General features: G+C 62.0%; 24 protein-coding genes and 1 tRNA gene. 20 read left to right on the plus strand and 5 right to left on the minus strand.

Features of this window, described 5'->3' with window-relative positions; all coding sequences use genetic code 11:
* Nucleotides 1–115: 115 nt before the first annotated feature.
* The 4 genes from ACFELO_RS02595 to ACFELO_RS02610 all read left to right on the plus strand — a co-directional run bounded on the left by ACFELO_RS02595 (nucleotide 116) and on the right by ACFELO_RS02610 (nucleotide 3,962).
* Nucleotides 116–1,075 carry a lipid A-modifier LpxR family protein gene (locus ACFELO_RS02595; protein ID WP_440959014.1) on the plus strand — a complete coding sequence of 320 codons (960 nt, stop codon included), beginning with the start codon at nucleotides 116–118 and terminating at the stop codon, nucleotides 1,073–1,075.
* A 47-nt stretch (nucleotides 1,076–1,122) separates the two neighbouring features.
* Nucleotides 1,123–2,133, plus strand: a complete 1,011-nt coding sequence (locus ACFELO_RS02600) for a lipid A deacylase LpxR family protein (RefSeq protein ID WP_440959015.1) — start codon at nucleotides 1,123–1,125, stop codon at nucleotides 2,131–2,133.
* A gap of 187 nt (nucleotides 2,134–2,320) precedes the next feature.
* Nucleotides 2,321–3,367, plus strand: a complete 1,047-nt coding sequence (locus ACFELO_RS02605; RefSeq protein WP_440959016.1) for a ribonucleotide-diphosphate reductase subunit beta — start codon at nucleotides 2,321–2,323, stop codon at nucleotides 3,365–3,367.
* Between the two features lie 112 nt (nucleotides 3,368–3,479).
* Nucleotides 3,480–3,962, plus strand: a complete 483-nt coding sequence (locus ACFELO_RS02610) for a GNAT family N-acetyltransferase (RefSeq protein WP_440959017.1) — start codon at nucleotides 3,480–3,482, stop codon at nucleotides 3,960–3,962.
* Nucleotides 3,963–4,014: 52 nt separating this feature from the next.
* Here ACFELO_RS02610 and ACFELO_RS02615 read toward each other — a convergent pair whose 3' ends face one another.
* Nucleotides 4,015–4,575, minus strand: coding sequence for a GcrA family cell cycle regulator (locus tag ACFELO_RS02615; RefSeq protein WP_440959018.1), 561 nt, complete (start codon nucleotides 4,573–4,575; stop codon nucleotides 4,015–4,017).
* Between the two features lie 232 nt (nucleotides 4,576–4,807).
* On the opposite strand from ACFELO_RS02615, the gene ACFELO_RS02620 reads away from it, so the two are divergent.
* The 6 genes from ACFELO_RS02620 to ACFELO_RS02645 all read left to right on the plus strand — a co-directional run bounded on the left by ACFELO_RS02620 (nucleotide 4,808) and on the right by ACFELO_RS02645 (nucleotide 10,162).
* Complete coding sequence (locus tag ACFELO_RS02620; protein ID WP_440959019.1) at nucleotides 4,808–5,644, plus strand: ABC transporter permease; 837 nt, start codon at nucleotides 4,808–4,810, stop codon at nucleotides 5,642–5,644.
* Nucleotides 5,645–5,708: 64 nt separating this feature from the next.
* Nucleotides 5,709–6,893, plus strand: a complete 1,185-nt coding sequence (locus tag ACFELO_RS02625) for an aspartate aminotransferase family protein (RefSeq protein ID WP_440959020.1) — start codon at nucleotides 5,709–5,711, stop codon at nucleotides 6,891–6,893.
* 26 nt (nucleotides 6,894–6,919) lie between these two features.
* Entirely contained in the window at nucleotides 6,920–7,903 is a 984-nt protein-coding gene (locus ACFELO_RS02630; RefSeq protein ID WP_440959021.1) for an Hsp33 family molecular chaperone, read from the plus strand.
* Entirely contained in the window at nucleotides 7,903–8,400 is a 498-nt protein-coding gene (locus ACFELO_RS02635) for a GrpB family protein (protein ID WP_440959022.1), read from the plus strand. The genes ACFELO_RS02630 and ACFELO_RS02635 overlap by 1 nt, the downstream gene beginning before the upstream one ends.
* 192 nt (nucleotides 8,401–8,592) lie before the next feature.
* Nucleotides 8,593–9,411 carry an ABC transporter permease gene (locus ACFELO_RS02640; protein WP_440959023.1) on the plus strand — a complete coding sequence of 273 codons (819 nt, stop codon included), beginning with the start codon at nucleotides 8,593–8,595 and terminating at the stop codon, nucleotides 9,409–9,411.
* A gap of 4 nt (nucleotides 9,412–9,415) precedes the next feature.
* Entirely contained in the window at nucleotides 9,416–10,162 is a 747-nt protein-coding gene (locus tag ACFELO_RS02645) for an ABC transporter ATP-binding protein (protein WP_440959024.1), read from the plus strand.
* On the opposite strand, the gene ACFELO_RS02650 is transcribed toward ACFELO_RS02645, so the two are convergent.
* Nucleotides 10,159–11,616: a TrkH family potassium uptake protein gene (locus ACFELO_RS02650; protein WP_440959025.1), complete on the minus strand. Its 1,458-nt coding sequence runs from the start codon at nucleotides 11,614–11,616 to the stop codon at nucleotides 10,159–10,161. The genes ACFELO_RS02645 and ACFELO_RS02650 overlap by 4 nt on opposite strands.
* A 19-nt stretch (nucleotides 11,617–11,635) precedes the next feature.
* Entirely contained in the window at nucleotides 11,636–12,028 is a 393-nt protein-coding gene (gene apaG / locus ACFELO_RS02655; RefSeq protein WP_440959026.1) for a Co2+/Mg2+ efflux protein ApaG, read from the minus strand.
* A gap of 182 nt (nucleotides 12,029–12,210) precedes the next feature.
* Here apaG and ACFELO_RS02660 point away from each other — a divergent pair, with 182 nt between their 5' ends.
* The 7 genes from ACFELO_RS02660 (at nucleotide 12,211) to ACFELO_RS02690 (ending at nucleotide 20,757) form a co-directional block, all read left to right on the plus strand.
* Nucleotides 12,211–13,230 (plus strand): 2'-deoxycytidine 5'-triphosphate deaminase domain-containing protein, encoded by a 1,020-nt coding sequence (locus tag ACFELO_RS02660; RefSeq protein WP_440959027.1) that lies wholly within the window; start codon nucleotides 12,211–12,213, stop codon nucleotides 13,228–13,230.
* 78 nt (nucleotides 13,231–13,308) lie between these two features.
* Nucleotides 13,309–13,382: transfer RNA gene (locus ACFELO_RS02665), tRNA-Gly, on the plus strand.
* A gap of 459 nt (nucleotides 13,383–13,841) precedes the next feature.
* Nucleotides 13,842–16,592 carry a glycosyltransferase gene (locus ACFELO_RS02670; protein WP_440959028.1) on the plus strand — a complete coding sequence of 917 codons (2,751 nt, stop codon included), beginning with the start codon at nucleotides 13,842–13,844 and terminating at the stop codon, nucleotides 16,590–16,592.
* Entirely contained in the window at nucleotides 16,589–17,350 is a 762-nt protein-coding gene (locus ACFELO_RS02675) for a hypothetical protein (protein WP_440959029.1), read from the plus strand. The genes ACFELO_RS02670 and ACFELO_RS02675 overlap by 4 nt, the downstream gene beginning before the upstream one ends.
* Entirely contained in the window at nucleotides 17,334–18,803 is a 1,470-nt protein-coding gene (locus ACFELO_RS02680; RefSeq protein ID WP_440959030.1) for a hypothetical protein, read from the plus strand. Before ACFELO_RS02675 ends, ACFELO_RS02680 begins: the two co-directional genes overlap by 17 nt.
* A 4-nt stretch (nucleotides 18,804–18,807) precedes the next feature.
* On the plus strand, nucleotides 18,808–19,977 hold the full coding sequence (locus ACFELO_RS02685) for a hypothetical protein (RefSeq protein WP_440959031.1): 1,170 nt from the start codon (nucleotides 18,808–18,810) through the stop codon (nucleotides 19,975–19,977).
* A gap of 120 nt (nucleotides 19,978–20,097) precedes the next feature.
* Nucleotides 20,098–20,757, plus strand: coding sequence for a YqaA family protein (locus tag ACFELO_RS02690; protein WP_440959032.1), 660 nt, complete (start codon nucleotides 20,098–20,100; stop codon nucleotides 20,755–20,757).
* Between the two features lie 68 nt (nucleotides 20,758–20,825).
* Here ACFELO_RS02690 and ACFELO_RS02695 read toward each other — a convergent pair whose 3' ends face one another.
* Both ACFELO_RS02695 and ACFELO_RS02700 read right to left on the minus strand, forming a co-directional pair.
* The gene (locus ACFELO_RS02695) at nucleotides 20,826–22,190 is read right to left on the minus strand and encodes a glycosyltransferase (protein WP_440959033.1); all 1,365 of its coding nucleotides are present in this window, start codon (nucleotides 22,188–22,190) and stop codon (nucleotides 20,826–20,828) included.
* Between the two features lie 266 nt (nucleotides 22,191–22,456).
* Complete coding sequence (locus ACFELO_RS02700; protein ID WP_440959034.1) at nucleotides 22,457–22,954, minus strand: SixA phosphatase family protein; 498 nt, start codon at nucleotides 22,952–22,954, stop codon at nucleotides 22,457–22,459.
* A gap of 117 nt (nucleotides 22,955–23,071) precedes the next feature.
* Between ACFELO_RS02700 and ACFELO_RS02705 the strand changes: the two genes are divergently transcribed.
* From ACFELO_RS02705 to ACFELO_RS02715, 3 genes are all read left to right on the plus strand, one after another.
* Complete coding sequence (locus ACFELO_RS02705) at nucleotides 23,072–23,707, plus strand: peroxiredoxin (RefSeq protein ID WP_440959035.1); 636 nt, start codon at nucleotides 23,072–23,074, stop codon at nucleotides 23,705–23,707.
* 145 nt (nucleotides 23,708–23,852) lie between these two features.
* On the plus strand, nucleotides 23,853–23,990 hold the full coding sequence (locus ACFELO_RS02710; protein WP_440959036.1) for a hypothetical protein: 138 nt from the start codon (nucleotides 23,853–23,855) through the stop codon (nucleotides 23,988–23,990).
* A 23-nt stretch (nucleotides 23,991–24,013) separates the two neighbouring features.
* Nucleotides 24,014–24,256: a hypothetical protein gene (locus ACFELO_RS02715; RefSeq protein ID WP_440959037.1), complete on the plus strand. Its 243-nt coding sequence runs from the start codon at nucleotides 24,014–24,016 to the stop codon at nucleotides 24,254–24,256.
* Nucleotides 24,257–24,278 lie beyond the last annotated feature (22 nt).

A 24,278-nucleotide genomic window follows, 5' to 3' on the forward strand; every position in this document is an offset into this window, starting at 1 on the left:
AAAGGCCTAATTGCTTTTAGGGTCTGTTAACCTTAAAGAAGGCTCCTTGATCAAAGAATAGCCATTGTTCATGGTATGATTTCCATATTGCAGGTTGAAGCCGATGGGGACCGGTATGACCACGCCGTACGAAAGCAAAGCAATGAGAGTGAGCCAGAGCGCCAGCGCTCTTGCTGCGCTGTTTGCTGCAGCGGGCGTGGTGGTGCTTTTCGGTCCGTGCGAGCGTTCTATCGCCCAGCAAAATCAGGCGTCTCAAGAGACGCGCGCAATGATTCTGGGGCCCCTGCAGGCCGAGCTGCCGTCCAACCGTATCGTGTCGACGCGCTCCGATTTCACGGCTTCCCAGGTTCTGGGGCGCTCTCCGAGCTATATCGATTTCATCGGCTCTGATTCGGCCTCATCGCTTCCTGATGCCGCGCGCCTGGCTGGTGTTGCGCTCAGCGTGCGCTCTGACAGCGCCGCCATGGAAGGCTTCTCGGCTTTCTATCAGGCGGGCGCCACCCTGGTTGAAACGCCGTCTGGCGGTCGGATCTCCGTATCCCTGTTTGATGGACGCGCGCCGGATGCAGCGCTGTCGGCCCTGTCAGACTCCTATGCTGATATTGCAGGCAGCACTCTCGACCCGGCGGGGCGGTCCGCACGCCGGATGACGCTACGCTATGAGAACGCCTTTGATTCCCATGGCGGACCGGATGGTCTTGACGTGAGTGTTGCGCCGCGCGCCGGGGTCTCAATCGGTCAGAATGGTCCCGCGGCGGAAGCCGGGGCGACCGTGCGCCTTGGCCAGTATCTGGATGAAGGCTTTGGCGAGGATCGTCCGGCCTGGTGGTTCTTCGCCGGGGCGGATCAACAAGCGCTGATGTATGATCCGGGCGCCGGTTTCGACATGCGCAACGCCCTCGCCATGGGCCCGTACGCGACTGTGGGTGATGCACAGGCCGGCATCGCCGCTCGCTTTGGCGGCGCGGACATCTCCTTCGCCTATATCCAGCGTGAAACCCGCTATGCGCTTCCCAATGAATCCTGGGAAACCTCTGAAGGGTTTGCTGCGTTCTCATTGACGTTGCGTCGATAAGCTGAGAACGCTGCGCCTTCAGCGCGGCGGAAGGGTTGCAAGTGATCATGAGACGAATGTTCGCGCTTCTCGGAGCGGCGGCCCTGATGTGCGTGAACGTGCCGCGCGCCGAGGCGCGCGATCATCCGGTGGAGGCGCAGCCCGAGGATGGCGGCGTCCTGACCCTTGTGGTGGAGAACGATCTCTTCGGAGGCACGGACCGGCACTATACGAACGGCGTACGCCTGGAATGGGTGGCGCCTGAAGACGAGGTGAGCCGTTGGCTGACACAGGCGGCTCGCACCCAGCCCTTCGTCAATCTCAAGGGCGCACGCGTTCGGCAGGGCTTTGCGCTGGGCCACACGCTCTACACCGCCAGCGATATCACACTTGAGAATCCGCCGTTTGACGACCACCCCTATGCGGCGCATCTGAGCCTGAACTGGTTCGCTTCAGCACGGACACCCAATAGCGAACACACCATCCTCGTGGATGTGGGACTGATAGGTCCGAGCGCCCAGGGCGAGTTCATTCAGCGCACCTGGCACCAGATGATCGACGGACAGGAACCGCGAGGCTGGGACACCCAGCTGCATGACGAGCTGGTTTTCGCGATTTCAGGTCAGCGCACCGAGCGAATCCATCAATGGCGGATCGGTCAGTATACTGCTGACATCATGGGCCATGCGGGGATGACCCTGGGCACGCTGCGAACGGACCTGTCCGCAGGGGCGACGGTCCGATTCGGCACAGACCTTCAGGATGCCTTTGCGCCGCCCCGTCTTCGCCCGGCTCTGGCCCCGTCGAGTCTGTACACGCCGACACAACATATAGCCGCCTATGTCTTCGCGGGCGTGGGCGGCTATGCCGTGGCGCGGGATGTCTTTCTGGACGGCAATACGTTCCGCGACTCACGCTCGGTAGACCGAAATGTCTGGGTTGGCGATGTGCAGGCAGGCGCGGCCATTCACCTCAATCACTACCGGCTGGCCTTTACCTATGTGGTGCGCAGCGAGCAGTATGAGACCCAGAATGGTCCGCAGCGTTTTGGCGCGATCTCTGTGTCGCGCGCCTTCTAGCGTCGGGGCTGTTTGAGTCGCGCCGGGGTCAAGTTTCTTCCTTCGTGGAAAACCGGATTAATACACTGGAAACCAGACTCATTGCGACACAATATCTAGTGGACCTGAGGGGCTGAGGCGCTATCTGTCGTGTCAGACGCGCGCCAAGCCCTTCGAACAGAACGCGCAGAGCCGAGAAAGAATCGCCATGAAATCCGTCATCGTAGACCGTCCGGGCCTTTTGACTCCCAGCCTGACCTACAAGCCGTTCCGCTATCCGTGGGCGTATGATTTCTGGAAGATCCAGTCCCAGGTTCACTGGCTGCCCGAAGAAGTACCGCTGGGCGAGGACTGCAAGGACTGGGCGACCAAGCTGACCGACAAGGAGCGCAATCTGCTGACGCAGATCTTCCGCTTCTTCACCCAGTCGGATGTGGAAGTCGGCGCGAACTACATGGAAAACTACATGCCGCTCTTCAAACCGGTTGAAGTGCGCATGATGCTCGCCGCCTTCTCCAACATGGAGACGATCCACATCGCTGCCTACGCGCTGCTGCTGGAAACCATCGGCATGCCCGACACCGAGTTCTCCGCCTTCATGGAGTACGAGGAGATGGCGGCCAAGCACGACTATCTGGGCAAGTTCGGCTGTGAGACCGACAAGGACATCCTGACCTCGATGGCGGTGTTTGGTGGTTTCACTGAAGGCCTGCAGTTGTTCGCCAGCTTTGCGATGCTGATGAACTTTCCGCGCTTCAACAAGATGAAGGGCATGGGGCAGATCGTGTCCTGGTCGGTGCGCGATGAGTCGCTGCACTGCGAAGGCATGATGAAGCTGTTCCACACCTTCGCCGAAGAAACCGGCGCGCTGACCAAGGGCGTGAAGGACGATATCGCCGATTGCTGCAAGACGGTGGTCAGCCTTGAGGACAAGTTCATCGAGCTGGCGTTCGAGGCCGGTGAAGTCGAAGGCATGACGCCCGAGGACATCAAGAACTACATTCGCTACATCGCCGACTGGCGCATGAAGCAGCTCAAGTTGCCGACCATCTATGGCGTGGAAGAGCACCCGATTCCGTGGCTGACCGAGATCCTGAACGGGGTCGAGCACGCCAACTTCTTCGAGGCGCGCGCCACCGAGTATTCCAAGGGCGCAACCCAGGGCGACTGGCATGGCGATGCGGGCGTCTGGTCAAACTTCGACAATATGATGATGAAGCGCGCGATGACCGCGGGGGCGACCCCGGCGGAGTAAATCCGGCCTTCAGTCTGGTTGATGAAAACCCCGGCGGGTCAGACCTGCCGGGGTTATTCGTGTCACCAGCTCGTGATTGGGCGGCGGCGTCTTGGCTCTATAAAATAGGGCCATGATTGAACGCGATGCCTCATTACTCCGGTTTGCCGATCTTGGCGCAGTCCCGCCTGACGCACTCGTCGCGCATATGAATGATCCGCGTGTGGCGGCGCATCTGCCCTTGCTGACAGAGCGCTGGGGCATTGATGAGGCGCGCGCCTTCCAGAGCGCCAAGCAACAGCGCTGGCTGGAAGACGGTCTGGGCCATTGGGCGATCTATTCAGGGCAGCGCTATGTGGGCTGGGGCGGGTTCGAGAAAGAGGGCGAGGTCTGGGATTTCGGCCTGGTGCTGACCGCGGATGCATTCGGCCTGGGGCGTCAGGTCTTCCTCAAGGCGCTCGACTTTGCCCGCAAGGATGACCGGATCGAGCGGATCAGCCTCCTGCTGGCGCCGTCCCGCAAGCACCTCTCCGCCCTGACGCGCTATGGCGCGGTCTTTGTGGGTGAGGACGACTATGCCGGCCAACGCTTTCTGAGATACGAGCTCACGCCATGAAAAAAGCCCCGGCCGGTGACCGGGGCTTTTGTCTGTCAGGTTTGATCCCCGACTAGAAGTTCACGCGGCGGGCCGCTTGCAGGCTGTCCAGCACGGCCTTGGCGTCATCGCCGGGTTTGCGCTTGCGCTTGGCTTGCGGCTGGTAGGCCAGCTGGGCGTGGGCTTCGCAATAGGCGTTGCCGACGCCGGAATGGCGGCCGCAAAAGCGGAATTCGGTATCGGTCGGATCGCCGATCGGCCATTTGCACATGCCTTCGCGCAGGGTCAGCACGGTGGCGTATTCGCCGTTCGGCAGCTTGGCCGCATCCTTCGGCGCGGTCAGCGGCGCAGATTTGGCTTCTGCAATGACGGCCTTGGGTTTTGCAGGCGCCGCCTGCGGTGCGGCAGCCTTGGCGACTGCGGGTTTGGCTGCAGCCGGACGGGGCGCGGGGCGCGGCGCCGGACGACGGGCCGGACGCGAGGGCGCAGCGCGGCCGGACAGGCCCAGGCGGTGCACTTTGCCGATCACGGCGTTACGGGTGACCCCGCCAAGCTGCTTGGCGATCTGGCTGGCGCTCAGGCCATCGGCCCACAGCTTTTTCAGGGTTTCCACACGGTCTTCGGTCCACGCCATGGCGGTGCGCTCCTCGCCCAATTAAGCTCATCCACATATCCTACACCTAGTGATAGGGTCATTGCGTTGCCCTATATCTTGGGTGTGAACACGAGATACAGTATCTGCTGAGGCGCTAGGCACAAGATGCCGACTCGAATCGCCCGTGGATAACTTCTTACGCATTGCATGGCCTCAACAGGCCGCGACCGGCGTGCTAGATGCGCGTACAGAGCCTTAAGGGGAGTCGCTCATGTCAGATCAAGCCGCCTCGGCGCCGCAATCCACAGCTGTTTCGGATATCCCCCAGCCCAGGCCTCTGGGGGCGGTGAACTGGCTGGGTCTGTGGACCCTGTACAAGAAGGAGGTGCGCCGCTTCCTGAAGGTGAGCTTCCAGACCGTACTGGCGCCGGTGGCGACCACCTTGCTGTACATGATCGTGTTTTCGCTCGCGATCGGATCGCGCCGGGGCGAGGTGATGGGCGTGGATTTCACCGCCTTCGTCGCGCCGGGCCTGATCATGCTGGGCATGCTCAACAACAGCTTCGCGAACTCGTCCTCCTCGCTGATCGTCGCGAAGGTGCAGGGCAATACGGTTGACTTCCTGATGCCGCCGCTCTCGCCAGGCGAGCTCGCCGCCGCCTTTATCGGCGGGGCGGTGACGCGCGGCGTGATTGTCGGCGCAGCCACGGCGCTGGCGGTGGCGCCTTTCGTGGACGTCTCCATCAGCCATTTGTGGGCGATGCTTTATTTCGGCCTGTCGGCGGCGGCGATGATGTCGATGATCGGGCTGATTGCGGGGCTGTGGGCGGAGAAGTTCGACCATCTGGCGGTCATCACCAACTTCATCATCATGCCGCTGGCCTTCCTGTCGGGCACCTTCTACTCGGTCGAGATCCTGCCCGAGCCGTTCTACACGATCAGCCATGTGAACCCGGTCTTCTTCATGATCGACGGCTTCCGCTATGGCTTTATCGGGGCGCATGACAGTCCGCTTCTGATCGGCGGGCTTGTTGTTCTGGCGATCAATGCCGCGCTTCTGGTCGCGTCCTACCTGCTTCTGCGCTCAGGCTGGCGCTTGAAGAGCTGACGCGTCTGGTCCTAGATCACCCACTCATAGTTTTCTTATCCCCTTTCCACCCAGGGAGCCTTTCATGCCGAAGCCGTTGATGGACACCTATTCGCCGCCCAATCTCGATTTCGAGCGTGGCGAAGGCGCTTATCTGATCGAGAAGAGCGGCGAGAAATATCTCGACTTCATCTCCGGCATCGCCGTGAATGCGCTGGGCCATTGCCACCCCAAAGCCGTGGCGGCGCTCAAGGAGCAGTCCGAAAAGCTGTGGCACACCTCCAACATGTTCCGCGTGCCGGGGCAGCTGGAGCTGGCGGACAAGTATTGCCGTGACAGCTTTGCGGACCGGGTGTTCTTCACCAACTCCGGCACCGAGGCGATCGAATGCGCACTGAAATCGGCGCGGCACTATCATTTCGCCAATGGCCGCCCCGACAAGTATCGCATCATCACCTTCACCGGCGCGTTCCACGGTCGGACCTATGGCGGCATCAATGCGGGCGGCAATCCGAAATATCTCGAGGGCTTCGGCCCGGCGATGGAAGGGTTCGACCAGGTCGAATTCGGTGACTTTGAAGCGGTGAAAGCGGCCGTGACCGAAGAAACCGCCGCCATCCTGATCGAGCCGGTTCAGGGCGAGGGCGGCGTTCGTGCGGTTCCCGATACCTTCCTGCGGGGCCTGCGCGAGCTGTGCGACGCCCACGGCATGTTGCTGATCTATGACGAAGTGCAGTGCGGCGCAGGCCGGACCGGTAAGGTCTGGGCGCATGAATGGGCCGAGAACGCCAAGCCGGACATTATGGCTGTGGCCAAGGGTGTCGGCGGCGGCTTCCCCATGGGCGCCTGCCTGACCACCGAAGCGGCGGGCGCACACATGGTGATGGGCACGCACGGATCGACCTTCGGCGGCAACCCGCTGGCCATGGCGGTCGGCAATGTCGTCTATGACGAGATTTCGCGCCCGGGTTTCATGGATGAGGTCAATGCGATCTCCAACAAGCTGCGTCAGGCGCTGTCAGGTCTTGTGGATGCACATTCCGACAAGGTTGAAGAGCTGCGGGGCCGTGGACTGCTGATCGGACTGAAGCTCAAGGACGCCTATGGCAACCGTACGCTTGTCGGCAAGGCGCGCGATCACCATCTTCTCATGGGCGCGGCCGGAGACAATGTTGCTCGTATGGCTCCGCCGCTGATCATCACCGAAGATCATGTGCGTGAAGCAGTCAGCGCCCTCGACAAGGCGCTTGGCGAGCTGCAGCCTGAGTAACAGACAAGCGGAACGAGACGGAACGTATGACCGATAGCATTTCTACTTCTGGTCCCGACGAACTGGGCGCCGGCGACAACATCGTTCTTACGTTCCAGCTTGAAGGGTTAAGCGTGCGAGGGCGCTTTGTTCGTCTCGGTGAGACGATCAATCAGATCCTGTCCTCGCACGACTATCCCCCTTCCGTGTCCCGCCTGGTGGGTGAATGCGCCCTGGTGGCCATTCTGATCGGGGATTCCCTGAAGTTCGATGGCCGCCTGATCGTTCAGGCTAGCGGTCCGGGCTCTCAGGGCCAGAACATTGAAGGCAGCGGTGCGGTCGGTTTCGTGGTGGCGGACTTCGTGCCGGGCCGCGGCGTGCGCGCCTATGCCAAGTATGATGCTGATCGCGTGCAGGCGCTTGAAGCCCAGGCGGATGGCCCGTTAGGTCCGCTCGACCTTCTGGGCAAGGGTCATTTCGTCATGACGATCGATCCCGGCGAGGGGATGGAGCGCTATCAGGGCGTGACTGCGATCGAGGGTGAAACCCTGGCCGCCAGCGCCGAGCATTATTTCGCCCAGTCCGAGCAGGTGCCGACGCGTTTGCGACTGGCTGTCGGCCAGCAAGTACTGGATGGCGGTGAAACGGTCTGGCGCGCTGGCGGCGCGCTGATCCAGAAGCTGGCGGGTGATGACAGCCGTCCTTCCGACGCAGCTGACTTCGAGCATGCGCTGGCGCTGTTCAACACCGTCGAGGATGACGAGCTGATTGATCCCGAGCTGACGGCGGGGCGCGTGCTCTATCGTCTGTTCCACGAGGATGGCGTCCGGGTGCAGGCTGAGCGTGAAGTCCTGCGCTATTGCACGTGCAACCGGGAGCGTCTGGCTGAATTGCTGGCCCGATTCCCGGCCGACGACCGCGAGCACATGGCCAAGGATGACGGCTCCATCGCGATGACCTGTGAATACTGCAAGAGCGAGTGGAAGTTCACCGCGGGCGAGATCGACGCTGCAGCCAGTGCGAATGATTGATGAGCGATGACGCCGCGGTCTTTCAGCTAAGTCCCGATCCCGACGACGCGCGTCGCCGGGCTCAGGCGGCGTTCGAGACCTGGCGGCGTCAGCATGGTCGCCAGCTTCCGCGTTCGGCCGAAGTCGAGCATGTCGGCGCAACCTCTATCGAGGGCTGTGAAACCACTGGCGACCTCGACATCGCCGTGCGTGTTCCCGAAGACGATTTCAGTGCGGCCCGCGACTATCTCGACCGGACGCACAAGCCCAATCCGCGTACCGCCCGTCGCAAGGGTTTCGCGGTCTTTCAGGCTCCCGGCTATGCGCTTGATGTCAGCGTTCAGCTGGTTGTGACGGGCGATGAGCTTGACCGTCTGACGGACTTCCGCGACGCCTTGCTGGCGGACCGATCGCTTCTGGCGCGCTACAATGCGCTCAAGCGCGCCTATCGGGGACGCGAAATGGCGCGTTACCGTGAGGCCAAGGCGGCGTTTGTCAGAACGGTTCTGGGCGGCTGAACTTGAAGACGAGATTTAGCGCTCCGGGATGCACGCTTGGTGTGGACATCAGCCGCATTGGGGTTCATCAATGCGCCCTCTTTCGCCAGAGCGGCGAAACGGGTCCGAACAGCCTCGCCAATCAGACATCGCCACGCGATAAGGCTGTCGGTCCGTTCGGGTTAAACGCCTTGGCTGATAACGAGTTTGCGTGTGTCTGAGCCCTATCGTTACCGATCCGATTCCAATCCCGTCGCGGATGCCTGGTTCGACATCGTTGAGGGGCTGAGGCGTCATCCCTTGTGGGTCCGTCTGGGCCTGCAGGAAGTGAACCAGCTCTATCGCGGCTCCATGCTGGGCGCGATCTGGATCATTGTCTCCTTTCTCGTTTTCGGCGCGGCGCTGATCTGGTTCTTCGGCGCGATCAGCGATAGCGACGCCAACTGGTTTGCAGCCTATCTGCTGCTGGGCTTCTGGGTCTTCCAGTTCGCCTCGGTGTCCATCACCTCGGCGAGCACGGTCTTCATGGCGGCGGAGGGCTGGCTTCAGTCCCAGCGGCTGCCCTTGACCTTGTTTGTGTACAAGCTGGTCTTCCGGAACGTCTTCAATTTGATCCTGACCGGCGTCGCGGTGGTGATCGCGATGATCTATCTGCGCCACCCGATGACCTGGCAGGCCCTGTGGGCCATCCCGGGCGTCTTGCTGCTGATCTATAACGCCGTCTGGAGCACCTTGCTGATCGGTCTGATCACCACGCGCATCCGGGACCTTCAGCACATCATTTCCACCATCATGCGCTTCGCCTTCTTCGTGACGCCCGTCCTGTGGGAGATCGACAGCCTGGGCGATCGCGGGGCTGTGGCGCACTTCAACCCGCTGACCCATTACATCGCGATCATCCGTGATCCCTTGCTGGGAGATCCCATCTCGAGCATGCACTGGTGGGTGGTGTTGACGATTACGGTGATCGGTTCGATTGGCACCTTCTTCGCTTTCGCCCGTTTCCGCAGAAGCCTGATCTTTTGGTTGTGATGAGATGAGCCGGGTCATTCTGAGAAATGTCGACGTCACCTTCACGGCGCGTCGCGTCAAGTCCCGCAAGGGACCTGACCAGACCCCGGAGGGGGAGCGCGTCTCTGGTGGGCTGATCGAGCGCGAAGGCGGCAATCTGAATGTGCACGCCCTGCGCAAGCTGTCCCTCGTTCTCAAGCCGGGTGATCGGCTGGGCGTTGTTGGACGCAATGGTGCGGGCAAGACCACGCTCCTGCGCACCATTGCAGGCATCTATCCGCCGCGCTCGGGCACGGTCGCGGTGGAGGGCAAGATCGCCACCATGTTCAATATCGGCCTCGGTATGAGCATGGATGACACCGGATATGAGAACATCCGGATCGCGGGCATTGTGGCGGGCAAATCCCATAAAGAGATCGAGGCGATGATTGATGATATCGCCGCCTTCACCGGGCTGGGCGATTACCTCGATCTGCCGATCCGCACCTATTCACAGGGCATGGCCATGCGGTTGAAGTTCGCATGCGCGACCGCCTTTGACGCTGACATCCTGCTGTTTGACGAATGGCTGGGCGCCGGTGACGCTGCGTTTCAGTCCAAGGCGAAAGCGCGCATGGGCGAGATGGTGGAAAGCGCCGGCATTGTCGTTCTGGCGACCCACAATCCCGAGCTGATGCGCACGGTGTGCAACAAGGCCATTGGCATGGTCGAGGGCCGGATCGTCATTCGCGGCAGCGTGGATGACGTGCTTCAGGCCTTCAAGGACGGCTAGCCGCGCCAGAAGCGAGGCGCCATCAGCACGAAGATCACCATGATCTCGAGCCGACCGATGATCATATTCGCGGTCATCACCCATTTCGCCTGGGCGGGCAGGGCCTGAAACGAGCCGGCCGGGCCGATAATGTCGCCCAGCCCCGGGCCTACATTCGCAAGCGTCGTGGCGGCGCCGGTCACCGCCGTCACCGGATCAAGCCCGATCAGGCTGAGGATCGACGCGCTGACCCCGAAGGTCAGGAAGAACAGGAAGAAAAAGCCCAGCACCGAGCGCACGGTTTCGTCCGGGACGGTCTGGTTGCGATAGCGGATCGGCTTGACCGCGTTGGGGCGGGCGTATTGCGCGATATAGGCGTTCATCGCCGAAGCTGCGATCTGATAGCGGAAGATCTTCACCGAACAGCTGGTAGAGCCCGCGCAGCCGCCAATGAACATCAGGACGAAGAAGATGCCGGCCGCCCCGCCGCCCCAGAGCCAGAAATCGGTCACCGCATAGCCCGTGCCGGTGAGCACCGAGACCGAATTCACCGCCGCCAGGCGCCAGGCGGGGAGATGGGTGTGATCGTGGGGGTCATGGATCACCAGCCAGATGGTCAGCAGAACCGTGGCGGTCAGGGCGACCATCAGGAAGGCGCGCGCCTGCGGGTCAAAGATCAGAAGGTCCGGGCGTCCCTGGGCAGCGCGCAGGAACAGGACGAAGGGCAGGCCCGCCAGCACCATGAAAACCAGCGCCACGATGTCCGCCCCGCCATCGGAAAACGCGCCGATCGAGCTGTCATGGGTGGAAAAGCCGCCGGTCGCCACAGTGGTCATGGCGTGGTTGATGGCTTCAAAGGGCGTCATCTCCGCGCCCAGATAGGCGATGAAGCACAAGAAGGTCAGCACCAGATAGACAATCCCGACCGCAGCGGCGATCTGTCCGGCGCGGGGCAGGGCCTTTTCAGACTTGTCCGAGCTTTCAAGGCGGAAAAGCTGCATGCCGCCAATGCCCAGCAAGGGCCAGATCGCCATGGCGGTGACGATGATCCCCACGCCGCCAATCCACTGCAGGATGGAGCGCCAGAGCAGGATCCCGGCGGGCAGGTCCTGAAGGCCGGTCAGCACGGTGGCGCCGGTGGTGGTGATCCCGGAGGTGGCCTCGAACAGGGCATCCGTCCAGCTGATATCAAGCCCTGAGAGCTTGAGCGGGATGGCGGCTGCGATCGACAGCACGATCCACGCCCCGCCTGTCAGAAGGATGGCGCCGCGCGCCGACAAGTCCTTGGTGGCGCCTCGGCCCATCAACGTCATGATGCCGCCCAGAGCCAGACCCAGCCCGCCCGCGCCGAAAAAGGCGTGCGCCGCCTGGGCGTCGTCATGCAGGTCCGCAATCGCCGGCGCAAACATGGCGGCGGACAGGCTGGCGAGCATGACGCCCAGCACGAACAGAACGGTGCGACCGGATGCGCTCAAGGGATGCCTCGTCGCCGCACTAGTGCAGGGTCACGGTGTTGTAGGGGGAATCGAGCGCGAAGCCGGGGATCAGCGCCTCGAACTTCTCGCCGCTTTCGGTGCGCATGGCGTAGCTGCCGCGCATGAAGCCTGACGGCGTGCGCAGCGGCGCCCCCGAGGTATAGGCGAACACTTCGCCCGGTTCGATATGGGGCTGTTCGCCCACCACGCCGGGCCCCTGTACGATCTCGGTCTGGTTGAACGCGTCGGTGATGCGCCATTCCCGGCTCATCAGCTGCACGCTCTCAGCGCCCTGGTTCTCGATCTCGATGGTATAGGACCAGACATAGCGGCCTTCATCAGGCTCGGACTCATCCTCGCGGAAAGCCGGACGCACGCGGATCATGATGTTCCGGGTGACTTCTTCGTACATGGTCGGCCTTCCTTGTGAGCTCGCAAGCATCAGACCCAGATAGACGCCCGGGCTCAAGCAAAATAGTGCCCGGACGCAGCCACGCGCTTGTGCGACAGTGCCGCTTGCTGGACAAGGCCGGGTTCAAGCGCGGACACTCTGGGCGCTGAAATGATTCTGTTCGCCAGCCGGATTTAGACCCGATGACCCTTGCCCCCGGCATTCTGCCTGACCGCGCCCTGCATGACGCTCTGTCTCAGGGCTGGATCACCTCAAGTCTGGATCTCGAGCCGGGCCAGATCCAGCCTGCGAGCCTGGATCTGCGGCTGGCGCGCCGGGCCTGGCGCTTGCGGGCGAGTTTCCTGCCGGGGCCAGAGCGAACTGTTACGGCTTGTCTCGATGATGACGTCGTCATGCACGAGCTCGATCTTGAGGGCGGGGCGGTGCTGGAAACCGGCTGCGTCTATCTCGCCGAGCTTCAGGAAAGCCTGAGCCTGCCCGAGGCGGTCGCCGCCTTCGCCAATCCCAAAAGCTCGACCGGGCGGCTGGATGTCTTCACCCGCGTGATCGGGGATCGCTCCAGCGCCTTTGATCAGGTGCGCGTGGGCTATGATGGCCCGCTCTATGTGGAGATTTCCCCGCGCACCTTCTCGGTGCTGGCGCGGCCCGGCGACCGGCTGGTGCAGGTGCGGCTGCGCGCCGGTGAGATGAAAGCGCTCGATGCGGTCACGCTGTCAGTTGATCTCAAGGCCGGGGACGGCCAGCCCGTGGGCTATCGCGCCAAGCGTCACAGCCCGCTTGTGGACCTTGTGAAAGTGGGCGCGCACGATCCCGAGCGCTTCTGGGAGCCGATCTATGCCCCCAATGGCCGTATCGTGCTCGATCCCGGCGAGTTCTACATTCTGTGTTCGCGAGAGGCCGTTAGCGTGCCGGTGGATCAGGCGGCTGAAATGGCGCCCATCGCGCCCGAGATTGGCGAGTTCCGCGCCCATTACGCGGGCTTCTTTGATCCGGGCTTTGGCGTGGATGCGGCGGGCGGGGCCGGTTCGCGCGCCGTTCTGGAAGTGCGCGGCCGGGATGTGCCCTTCATCCTTGATCATGGTCAGGCGGTCGCCCGCCTTGTCTATGAGCCCATGTCGTCAGACGTTGGAACGCCCTATGGCGTGGCCGGTTCGAACTATCAGGCTCAGGGCCTCAAGCTCGCCAAGCATTTCAAGAGCTGAGGCGGCGCGGCGCTGATCGCTCCTGCGCCAGAGCGCTTGTCGCTGACCGGCAATCTGGTAAGAACATTTCAGCGCCTTGCGGGTGTAGCTCAATGGTAGAGCGAGAGCTTCCCAAGCTCCAGACGAGGGTTCGATTCCCTTCACCCGCTCCACGCTTTTCCTGAGATATCATGCCGGCGGCATGATCCGGTCTTCGCACAGATCGCCCCGCAGTATCGCAAGGCTTCGAACTGTATGAACGCCTCACGTCGGCTTTGATCTGACCGCGGGGCTGACAGGGAAGCCTGTCGCATTCGGATGCGCTGACGCCATAAAAAACGCAATAGTTTCAAGAAACTTGCGCTTGTCCAGAGTTCGCGTTATCGCATTCGTCGGACACTGGATTTCGCCTGTGAGGCAATTACATGAGCTCTGTTTCTGCCAAGTTTTCATGGCGGTCTGCACTGGTCTCGGTCAGGAAGGGTCTATGGCCTCATCGGTATTTTGCTGGGACAGTTTTTGTTCTTGCGGGTATATATTTTATTTTATCCGGCGCTAATTTTCACGCCCTCTCACAAGGTCAGGCCGCCTGGGACGCGCCCGGAGCCGCCAGTATTCGCGGTCTCGCGCAGGTGTTCGGGCTTGGCGTCCTTCTCGCGCTCTCCCTGTCGGCGCGGAGCCTGCTGCGCGCTTTTGACAAGGCGTCTGTGGGCTGGCTCGCGTTTGCGGGCGTCACGGGTGGATTTCTGGTTTATCGCCTGTTGCTGGCCGGTTTGACCTATCCGGGAATTCTGAGCCCGGATCTCGAGCACATGATCCATATGATCACGAGCTTTGAGATCACCGACAAATACAGCTTCCCGGCCACCCTTTTGACGCTGGCGGGGGCGGGGCTGACCGGCTCGATCACCGGCATCATCGCCCTGGAATCCGCGCTGCAGCTCTGCGGCGTCTATCTGGCGGTGAGCTATGCCTTGCGCAGCCGGATGAACCTTCTGGCGTCGGGCGCCTTGCTGGCGGCGCTTCTGGTGCTCCCCGCTTCGCTCTTCTTCTCGATCTATCCGGGGCGCGATGCGCTGTTTCTCTACACGCTCAACGCGGCGTTTTTCCTGCTGGCCCTGCGCAAGCTCAACGCGGATGAGAACCAGAACGTCCTGGCCGAGATCGCCACGGGCTTCACGCTTGCCCTGCCGCTGACCATGCGGGGGGAGGCGGTGGTCATGGCGCCGCTCCTGCTGCTCGGGATTGGCCTTGCGGCGAAGTCGCTGCGGGCGAAAACTCTAATGGCGGCGGGGTTCTTGCTCGCCAGCCTGGGGCTGACGCCGTTCCTGAGCGACCAGTCAGAGCGGATGTATGGCGAGCGCAACTATACTGCGACGGCGCTGCTCAATCCCGTGCACGAGATCATCTACCTGTCCGGGGAAGAGATGAGCGGTCGCGCCGGCTTCATGCGTCCGCGCGGCGATCTGCGTGAGCCTCTGGAGAAGGTCTCCCGTGTCGTGGACCTGGAGATCGCCAGACAGAGCTATGACTCCGGTAATATCGGGCTCTGGTTCAATCCTGACGCCATACGGCATGGCGCAAGTGATGAGGACTGGGCCGCCTTTCATGAGGGTGCGATCGAGCTTCTGGTTCAGAACCCGCATATCTATGCGGCCAACCGGGCCCGGGTTCTGGTCGCGACCAACGGGCTGACCCACACCATCCTCTATCCGCACCGGTCTCGCGCTGAGGATTATGAGCGAAGCGTGCAATTTCAGGCGCTGGCCCGGCCCGGATATGATCCGCAGCAGGTCGAGCGCACATTGCGTCTGGGCGCGTGGGCCAGCTATTTCACGGGCTATCACGGGTCTGCCAGCTGGATCATCTGGAGCATGCTGCCGGCGCTCGGTCTCAGCCTCCTGGTGCTGGCTTTCTGGAGAAGCGTGCCGCTCGCTGCGGTGCTCTGCCTTGCGAATCTGGCACGGTGCGGGGCGGTGGCGCTGACGGCGCCTGCGACCTTCGTGACCTACTATTCAACGCTCTATGTCAGCGTCTGGGTCATCGTGATGATCGCGCTGGGCGAATTCTCGGTTCGCCACGCGCGGGCACAAGCCGCCAACCATTTCAACGATCAGATCGGCAAGGTGAGCTCGCTGATCGTTTTCGCCGGCATTGGCGGTGTGGGCTGGTTGCTTGATTTTGGTCTGTTCACCGCGCTGACAAGCTGGGCGGCCGTTCCGCCCGGCCTCGCGAATGTCGCGTCTTCCCTGACGGGCGCCCTCTTCGCCTTCACCTGCTACGCCTTGACCCGATGGGGTGGCGGAGCCTCGCCGCGCCCCGGCCAGATCATTGTCTATGCAGGCTATCAGCTCATCGCCATCGGGGTGTTTTCGGCACTCGTCTCGCTCCTGTCCGGCTTTTTTGCTGCGGGCGGGCTGTCGATCACCGATTGGATTCTGGCGCCGCTCGCCGCAAAAGTGTGCGTGACGCCCGTCAATCTCCTGATGAACTATCTTGCCAGCCAGTTCATCCTCAAACCCGGTCAATCCAAACTGGTGAGCCTGTCCATGACGTCCAGCACCGCCGCCGCAGGGGCGAACAAGCCACGCACCCTGGTATTCATTCCCGCCTATCGGTGCGAAGCGCAGATCGGTCGTGTCCTTGCTCAGCTCAAAGGGCCGGCGGCCGACTGGGTGAGCCAGGTCATGGTCGTCGACAATCAATCCCCTGACGGAACGATCGAGGCTGCCCATGCCGCCGCCCGGGAGCTGTCCGTGCCCTGGGTGATCTGGCGGAATGCCGACAATTACGGGCTCGGGGGCTCTCACAAGGCGGCCATGCGCTATGCCCGTGAGAACGGCTTTGACTATCTCGTGGTGCTGCATGGCGACGATCAGGCCGACATCAACGACCTGAGAGGGGCCTTCGTGTCGGGCGAGGCCTTTGCGCATGACTGTTTCCTCGGCGCGCGCTTTGCGCCCGGGGCGCGCCTGCAGGGCTATTCGTGGTTCCGGACTTTCGGCAATCAGGTTTACAACCTGCTCTTCTCGATCGTGTGTCGTCGTCGGGTCTATGATCTGGGTTCCGGTCTCAATCTCTATCGCGTCAGCGCGCTTGAGATGGACACGATCAACCGGCTGCCTGACGATCTGACGTTCAATTATGGCATGCTCATGCTGAGCTATGCCCGTCAGCAGGACGTCGTTTTCTTCCCCATTTCCTGGCGGGAAGAGGATCAGTCGAGCAATGTGAGACTGTTCCGGCAGGCCATGCGCGTCCTCTCGCTTCTGGGGCAGCGCGCCTGGGATATGCGATCCTTCTTCGAGCAGGACCATCGTCTTGTCCGGCATGAGGCGTATACCGGCACGATCGTTCATCAATCCGAGACGACGGAAACTTGATTGATATCTCGGCCATAGCGATTGCACTCGCCTTCTATCTGGCCTCTCAGCTGTTGCGTGCTGTGCGGATCGCCATGCTGTGTCTGGATGACCGCACCATGATGCGTCGACTGGTTGCGGTGCATCTGGTCACGCTGCTGCCGGGCGCTATCCTGCCCTTCAAGAGCGGCGAGCTGCTCAGGGTCGCCGGTTTTGTCGCCGCTGCGCCCAATCGTCTGGCGGGCGCGCTGGTCTGGATCATCGAGCGGACCGCGGATTCAATCACGCTGGCCAGCCTGCTTGTGGCGTTGACGGTGCTCGGGCCGGCGGAGTCCGAGATGCGCCTTCTGATCATTACCCTGTTCCTGTTCGCGTTCAGCGCGCTGGGAAGCGGTCTGGCCATTCGCGAGATCGTCCCGTTCCTGCATGACGATCTGCTCCTGCGAAGCCGCAGTGAAAACGGCCTGAAGGCCCTGAAGCTCGTCATCGCGTCGCGTTCTCTGGTCGCCAGTGCGGAAACCATGCTCAAGGGGCGCGTGTCTTTGCTCGTCCTGCTGAGCGTGATGATCTGGATGCTGGAGCTGGCCTGTGTCGCCGTATTGCTCGACAGCGCCTCGCTGGCCCACGAGATCGGGGACGCTTTCAGCCGGGCGGTCATTTCGGGCTATGAAAATGACAATAAACGACTTTTCGTTCTGGGCTCGCTAACCGGCGCGGGCGTCATCCTCAGTCTGGTGCTTGTTATCGCGAAGAGGCGAAATCATGACGCTTCAAAATAGCTCCCAACGCCCTGTCATCATCTATGATGATCGCGAGGTCGTCCAACCGCCTCTGTCCCTGATTGTCGGCCATCGCGGTTTCGGCGCTGTTCGCGTGCGAAACCAGAGCCTGTTCTCGCGCTTGCGCGACGCCTTGCCGGACTGGGCTCAGGGCCAGCTGGTCCGGGTCACCGGCACGACACAACTGCACAGCCCGGACAACGCGCTGCCACATCTGTCTGACGCCAGGGGCGTCATCCTGATCGCCGCGCGCGGCGCCGTGCTTGATCCGGAAGGTTTTGCGCAGCAGATCGAACGCCTGGCGCTTTCGGACCGTTCAATCATTGACCGGCGGCGGCACCCGTTGATCCGGGGCTTCGTCACCGTTGCCGATTTTCTGGACGAATGGGAGGCGTTCGCCCGTGCGCCGCTTCATATCGAGGCTGGCGAATGGACAGACCCGGCGCTGTTCGCCGAGCCCCATACCCTGGTGGATATTTCGGACCGGTCACGCTTTCTCGACTTCATTGCCGGCGCGACCTCGCCTCGGGAGTTCAACCAGATCCAGATTGATCCGCTGGTCTACGTCAAACGCTCCAGCGACAAGGCCAAGCTCAAGGCCGAGCATGATTATTATGACCTGATACCGGCGTCTATGAAGCCGTGGATGGTTGGCGCCTACAACTATTCCGAGGCAGGCGAGACGGCCCAGTATGAAATGCCCCGGCGGTTTTATGCCGACGCGGCGATTCAGTGGATCCACAACGCCTGGGATGTCACGACCTTTGGCCGGTTTCTGGATCGCATTTTCGCGTTTCTTGATGGACGCCCGACCCGGAAGGCCCAGCGTTCAGAGGTCGAGGAGATCGCGCGCCGCCTGTATGTCGACAAGGTGCGCGAGCGGTTCGGTCAGTTGCAGAACAGCGAGCGCGGCGCACAGGTTCTCGCCTTGCTTCGCGCCTCAAATGGCGGATCAGAACTACTCGCCGCATACGACACCTATTTCGAACGCGTCGAGCGCCAATGGTCGAGCCTGCGCGGCGCAGACCAGCTGGCGATTGGCCACGGCGATCCGTGCTTGTCCAACATCCTTTATGATGACACCTCGCTGACCCTGCAGCTGATCGACCCCAAAGGGGCGACGGAGGAGGCCCAGCTCTGGACGCACGCGCTGTATGACTACGCCAAGCTCTCCCATTCCATTCTCGGAGACTACGATTTCATCAACAACCGGATGTTCAGGATCGAGCTGACGGCGGATGCCCGACTGGATCTGGCCTTGCTGGAGCAGACGCGAGAGGCCTTCAAGGCAGAGTTCCGCAAGCGCATATCCGAGCGTATGGACCCTGATGTGCTTCGTTTGGCCGAAGCCTCGCTCTTCCTCTCCATGCTCCCCCTGCATCTGGACCATATGGACAAGGTTGCGGCCTTCCTGATGCGGGCGAAGACAATTCTTGCGGAACTGAAACACTAAGATCATGACTGACCCCGTGCGAAACCTCATCGTGGATGTCGACGGCACGCTGTGCCCGACCAAAAGCGCAACCGATCGCTATTCCGATCTGGTTCCCTATCCAGAGATGGTGGAGATGCTGCGCAAGCGGCAAGGCGAAGGCTTCCGGATCATCCTGCATACGGCGCGCAACATGCGCACCCACAAGAGCGATCTCTCACTGATCAACCGCCATACCCTGCCTACGCTGATGGATTGGGTGGAGCGTTGGGATATTCCCTGCGATGGCGTCATCGTTGGCAAGCCCTGGCCGGGCCATGACGGCTATTACATTGATGACCGGGCGGTGCGTCCCTCTGAATTCCTGTCCATGGACCATGATGCGCTTAGCGCCAAGCTGGCTGATGAGCGCGAGGCTTTCGCCGCGCTGCGAGCGGGCCATGGTGCGGCGCCGACCAATATCGTGATCACGATGGCGGGGCTTGGAAGTCGTTTCAGGAAGGCCGGTTATACGCTGCCCAAATACGAGATCGAAGTGGGTGGCCGAACGCTTTTCGACTGGTCCATGCTCTCCCTGCGACAGTTTTTTGCGCGACCCTATCGGCTGATCTTCGTCATGCTCGACGAGATGCAGGCCGAACCCTTCGTGCGCAAAGCCTGCAGCCAGTCCGGTCTGGATATCCATGGCCTGGTCAATCTGCCCGAACTGACGGACGGGCAGGCGAGCTCGGCGCTTGCAGCCCGCGATCTGTGGAGCCCTGAAGCGCCGCTCCTGATCTATAATATTGATACCTTCGTTGAGCCTCAGGCCTTGTCCCCCGAGGATATTCCGGAGGGCGCGGACGCCTGGGCGCCGTGCTTCAAGGCGGGCGGGGATCACTGGAGCTTCATCCGTATGGATGAGAGAGGCGACTGGGCGGTCGAGGCGGCAGAGAAGCGGCGCATCAGCTCCAACGCGACGATCGGCTTGTACTGGTTTTCATCCGCGGGCTTGTACGAAAAGCTCTATCAGGACCACTTCGCATCAGGCCAGGGGGAAGAGGCGGGAGAGCGGTATGTCGCTCCCATGTACAGCACGTTGATCGCACAGAACGGCAAGCTTGGGGTCTCCATGGCGCCAACCCGGACAGTACACCCGCTGGGCACGCCTGCCGAGGTGGAGCGGTTCAATCCGCCACGTGATCTGTCGCGCTAAGCCGGACGAAAAGTGTGTGTGGGGATGTGGCTCTGCCCTGCACGGCATGAGCTGCTCAAACCCCACACTGCGGCGACGCGACCGGATGCGCTTTGGCGCTTTCAGGTGTAAATCGTTCTCATGAGCGAGACCCAAGCGCCCTCCAAACGCCCTCTGCGCTGGCGTCGCCGGATCCGGATCTGGCGGGCAAGGCTCGACCGGGCGGCGCGCGGCGCCTGGGCGTTGCCGGCGCTGTTTGCGGGATCGGTGCTGGAAAGCACGCTGCTGCCCTGGCCCATCGAGTTTCCGCTTCTGGCCTACATGCTGCGCGGTCGACGTCAGGTGGTCGAAGCGACGCTGGTGGTGACGCTGGGATCGGTGCTGGGCTGCGTGTTGAGCTATTGGGCCGGTCGTCTGGCGCTGGACCTCGCGGCGGATTTCATCAATGCGCGGCCCGGGCTGGCGGTGTCGCTGGAAGGGGCGCGAGAGAAGATCGACGCCTATGGCGCGTTCGCAGTGGGCTTGTCCATGCTGTCGCCCGTGCCGGTCCAGCTCAGCTCGTTCGCGGCGGGCGCCGCGCAGATCCCGGCTTTGCTTTTTGTCGTTGCGGCCCTGATCGGGCGTCTGATGCGCTATGGCGCGATGGGCGTGCTGATCTTCATCTTTGGCCAGCGCGTATTGTGGGCCTGGGCGCGTTTGCCGGTCTGGTTGCGCCAGTTGATCATGTTGGGCGTGCTGGTGCTGTTCGCGGTGATGATGGGAGCTGCGATCTATCTGGTTGCAGGCGCGCCTAGCGCATGAGGCGCTGACCGGTTTCCAGTCCGAACAGGCTGAAGACATGGGTCAGCAGCATCAGGAAGAACACCCCGCTAGCGAGGGCGATCAGCGTCCACGGAATAAGCCGCGGCTTGAGCGGATTTGAGGGCTTGCCGCTGCGCCAGGCGGCGAGCGCGAACAGGGCGGCTGCGGCGGCCATGAGCAGAAGCGTAATCGTAAGCGTCATCGGGCGTTTCTCTGCGGGCGCGGGAAACGCCATGCTGGGTCTTGTCCCACAGATAGGGTTGGCGTGGCAGTTCACGCAAGGCCTTCAGCGCGGCCGGCGCCTGAAGCAGCCAGTACGCCGGCATGCTCAACACATGTTCAGGACGGGGCGTGAACCCGGCGCGCCGGGCGGCGACCATGGCGCAAACCATGGCTGATGCGTAGGCGCAGGCCATCAGGGCGGCTCCGGCGGTCCAGAGCGCCCCCCAGCCCGGGATAAGCCCCAGAAGCAAGGCCCCGGCGCCCATGACCAGAAGGGAGGGCGCATGAATGAGGGCGCTCAGCATGTTGGCGAGAACTGTAAAGGTCAGGCTCAGCACTCCGCTCCAGCCCAATGTGTCGACGAGCCCTCTTGGATCGCGCATATGCACCAGCCAGGTGATGAAGTGTCCCTTGAGCCAGCGGCTGCGCTGGTGGGTCCACGCTTTCAGGGTGATCGGCGCTTCTTCCAGTGTCCCCGGTTCGATCAACGCGGCGCGCCAGCCCATTCGTCCCATGCGAAAGCCCAGATCCGCGTCTTCCGTGACGTTGAACGGATCCCAGCCACCACATTCAAGCAGTGCGTTCCGGCGGAAGACATTGCTGGTGCCGCCCAACGGCAAGGGCCAGCCGAGCCGGGACAGGAGAGGGAGCAGGGCATGAAACTGGGTTGCGTATTCAAGCGCAAACTGGGCCGTCAGCCAGTTTTCGGTGCGATTGTACCAGCCCAGCGGCGCCTGAACGACGCCCAGCTTCTCGTCAGCCGCGAATACCTCGGCGGCATGGCGCAGCTGGTCGGGGTGGGGGGCATCCTCGGCGTCATAGATCGCGATCAGATCACCACGCGCAATCTGCAAGGCGGCATTGAGGGCGCGTGGCTTGGTCATCGGGCCAAGCGGCGGCAACACCACGACCCGCAAGGGTGTGCGTCGTCCAAGCGCCCGGGCTGCGGCGCGGGTCGACTGATCCCGGTGCTCCAGTGCCAGAATGATTTCGAGCTTGCTGCGCGGGTAGTTCAGTCTTGAGAGCGCCGCGATGAGGCCGGGCAGAACCTCGGCCTCATCGTAAAGGGCGACAATGACGCTGATGACCGGAAGATCCTGTTCTGGCAGGGTTTGAGGCGATGGAGCCTGACGCGGCGCCAGGGCGGCGCTGATGCGCAGGGCGCTCTGCCCGATGACGCCCAGCGTCGCCGCCATAACTGGCAGAACCATCGTCTGGGCCGGCAGAAGGGTCGCCAGAACAAGCAGAAATGCGAACGGCCCAAGCATCAGCGCGAGGGGAGGGCGCAAAGTCCGGCCGGCGCTGGCGAGCGGATTCAGCTCGCGCAACCCGTAGGCCGCCTGATGCATGTCGAGAGGTTGTGCAGGCCGGTCGTTCCATGAACGCCGGTTCCGATGCGTTCTGAACGCCATGGTCATTGTCGCAGCCCCCTGAGTGCCCGAGCTGCGACGTAGTTAATATTCTCTTAAAAGGAGAATCAATCGGCTTTGGGGTTGAAATACAAAATTCGTCGGGAGGCGACGGGGCGCTTATTCTTCACTGTGACGTCGAAAGCGGCGAATGCGCTCGTGGGCCAGCCATAAGGCAAGTCCGCTGCGGCTTCGGCCTGGCCGGCGAGCAGATGCACCAGAGCGCCAATGCCGGGATTGTGACCGACCAGCATGATGGCCTCGGCCCCGCCTTCCAGTTGTTCGGCGATGGCGCGTTCAAGCATGTCCGGAGAAGCGTGATAGAGCGCCATCGGGTCGGTGACCGGCGGTTCGCCGACACTGGCGCTGATGCGTTTCCAGGTCTCTCGCGTTCGCCGGGCCGGGCTGACCAGTGCATGGGTGACCTTCAGACCTACGCTCTCAATCGCCTGTGCGGCCCGATCCGCATCCGACACGCCTCGTTCGGTCAGGCCGCGATCGAAATCGTCTTCGGCCTGCATCCGGTCAACGGCTTTGGCGTGGCGCATGGCGATCAGCAGCGGCATGGGGCATTATCCTCGGGCGACGGTATTTGCAGGGCAGACGGGTTGCGATGCGCCGCCCCTCTCTCCAAGTAAAGCCGTGTTTGACGCCCCTCGCAAATGCTCAGATGGAGATAAATTATGGGTCTGCTGCTTGGCGATATCGCCCCGAACTTCGAAGCGGAAACCACCGAAGGCAAGATCAAGTTTCACGACTGGATCGGCGATGACTGGGTGGTCTTCTTCTCCCACCCCGCAGACTATACCCCGGTCTGCACCACCGAGCTCGGTTACACCGCCAAGCTGAAAGACGAATTCGCCAAGCGCGGCGTGAAGGCCATCGCGCTTTCGGTTGACCCGATCGCCGATCACCATGGCTGGGTGAAGGATATCGAAGAGACCCAGGGCGTGAAGATGAACTTCCCGATCATCGCTGATACCGACCGCTCGGTGTCCGAGCTCTACACGATGATCCACCCCAATGCGGACCCGAAAGTCACCGTTCGCGCGGTCTACATCATCGACCCGAACAAGAAGATCCGCGCCACCTTCACCTATCCGCCGAGTGCGGGCCGGAACTTCAACGAGATCCTGCGCCTGATCGATTCCCTGCAGCTGACCGATGGCTACAAGGTGGCCACTCCGGTGAACTGGGAAGATGGTCAGGACGTGATTGTCGTGCCGTCCCTGTCCGATGCCGACGCCGACAAGCTGTTCCCTAAAGGCTATAACAAGATCAAGCCGTATCTGCGCACCACGCCGCAGCCGAACAAATAAGACTTACAGCGCTCTAGCTGAAAACAACGGCCGCTCCGATCTTCGGGGCGGCCGTTTTTTTTCGCTTTCTTGGTCAAGGGTGCTTGACGTGAAGTGAGCTTTACATCATATGTGAAGCACGCTTTACACAACACAGGAGGGCGAGATGTCTGCAGAAGGAATGAAAGCGATGTGCTGGATCGCGATGTACGCGCTGGCCTTCACCCTGGCGCCTCTTGGCGCAGCCACGGTTGATCCGCAGGCCGCATCGATCATCACCGCTCAAACCCGGGCTCAGGCCTGATCGTATCGGGAAAGGAGACTTCCATGACTTTTGCTCAATCCTTCCGCCGCATCGCGGCAATCGCGCTTGTCAGTGTTTGCGTCCTGTCCTGGGTCACGCTGGGTCTGACGGTGCTGTTTGACGGGCCGAACCCGCTTCTCATTGCTTCCGTGATCGCTGCTGCGGTCTCCACTGAAGCCCTGTTCTGGGTCGGCGGCGCGCTTCTGGGCTGGACGGCGTTCGCCAACCGTGCGCGCCTCTGGAAGCAACTGACCGGATCGGCTTAGAAAGAGATCAAAGGATCAGGGA

The sequence above is a fragment of the Oceanicaulis sp. LC35 genome, assembly GCF_052055585.1.
Classification (GTDB): domain Bacteria; phylum Pseudomonadota; class Alphaproteobacteria; order Caulobacterales; family Maricaulaceae; genus Oceanicaulis.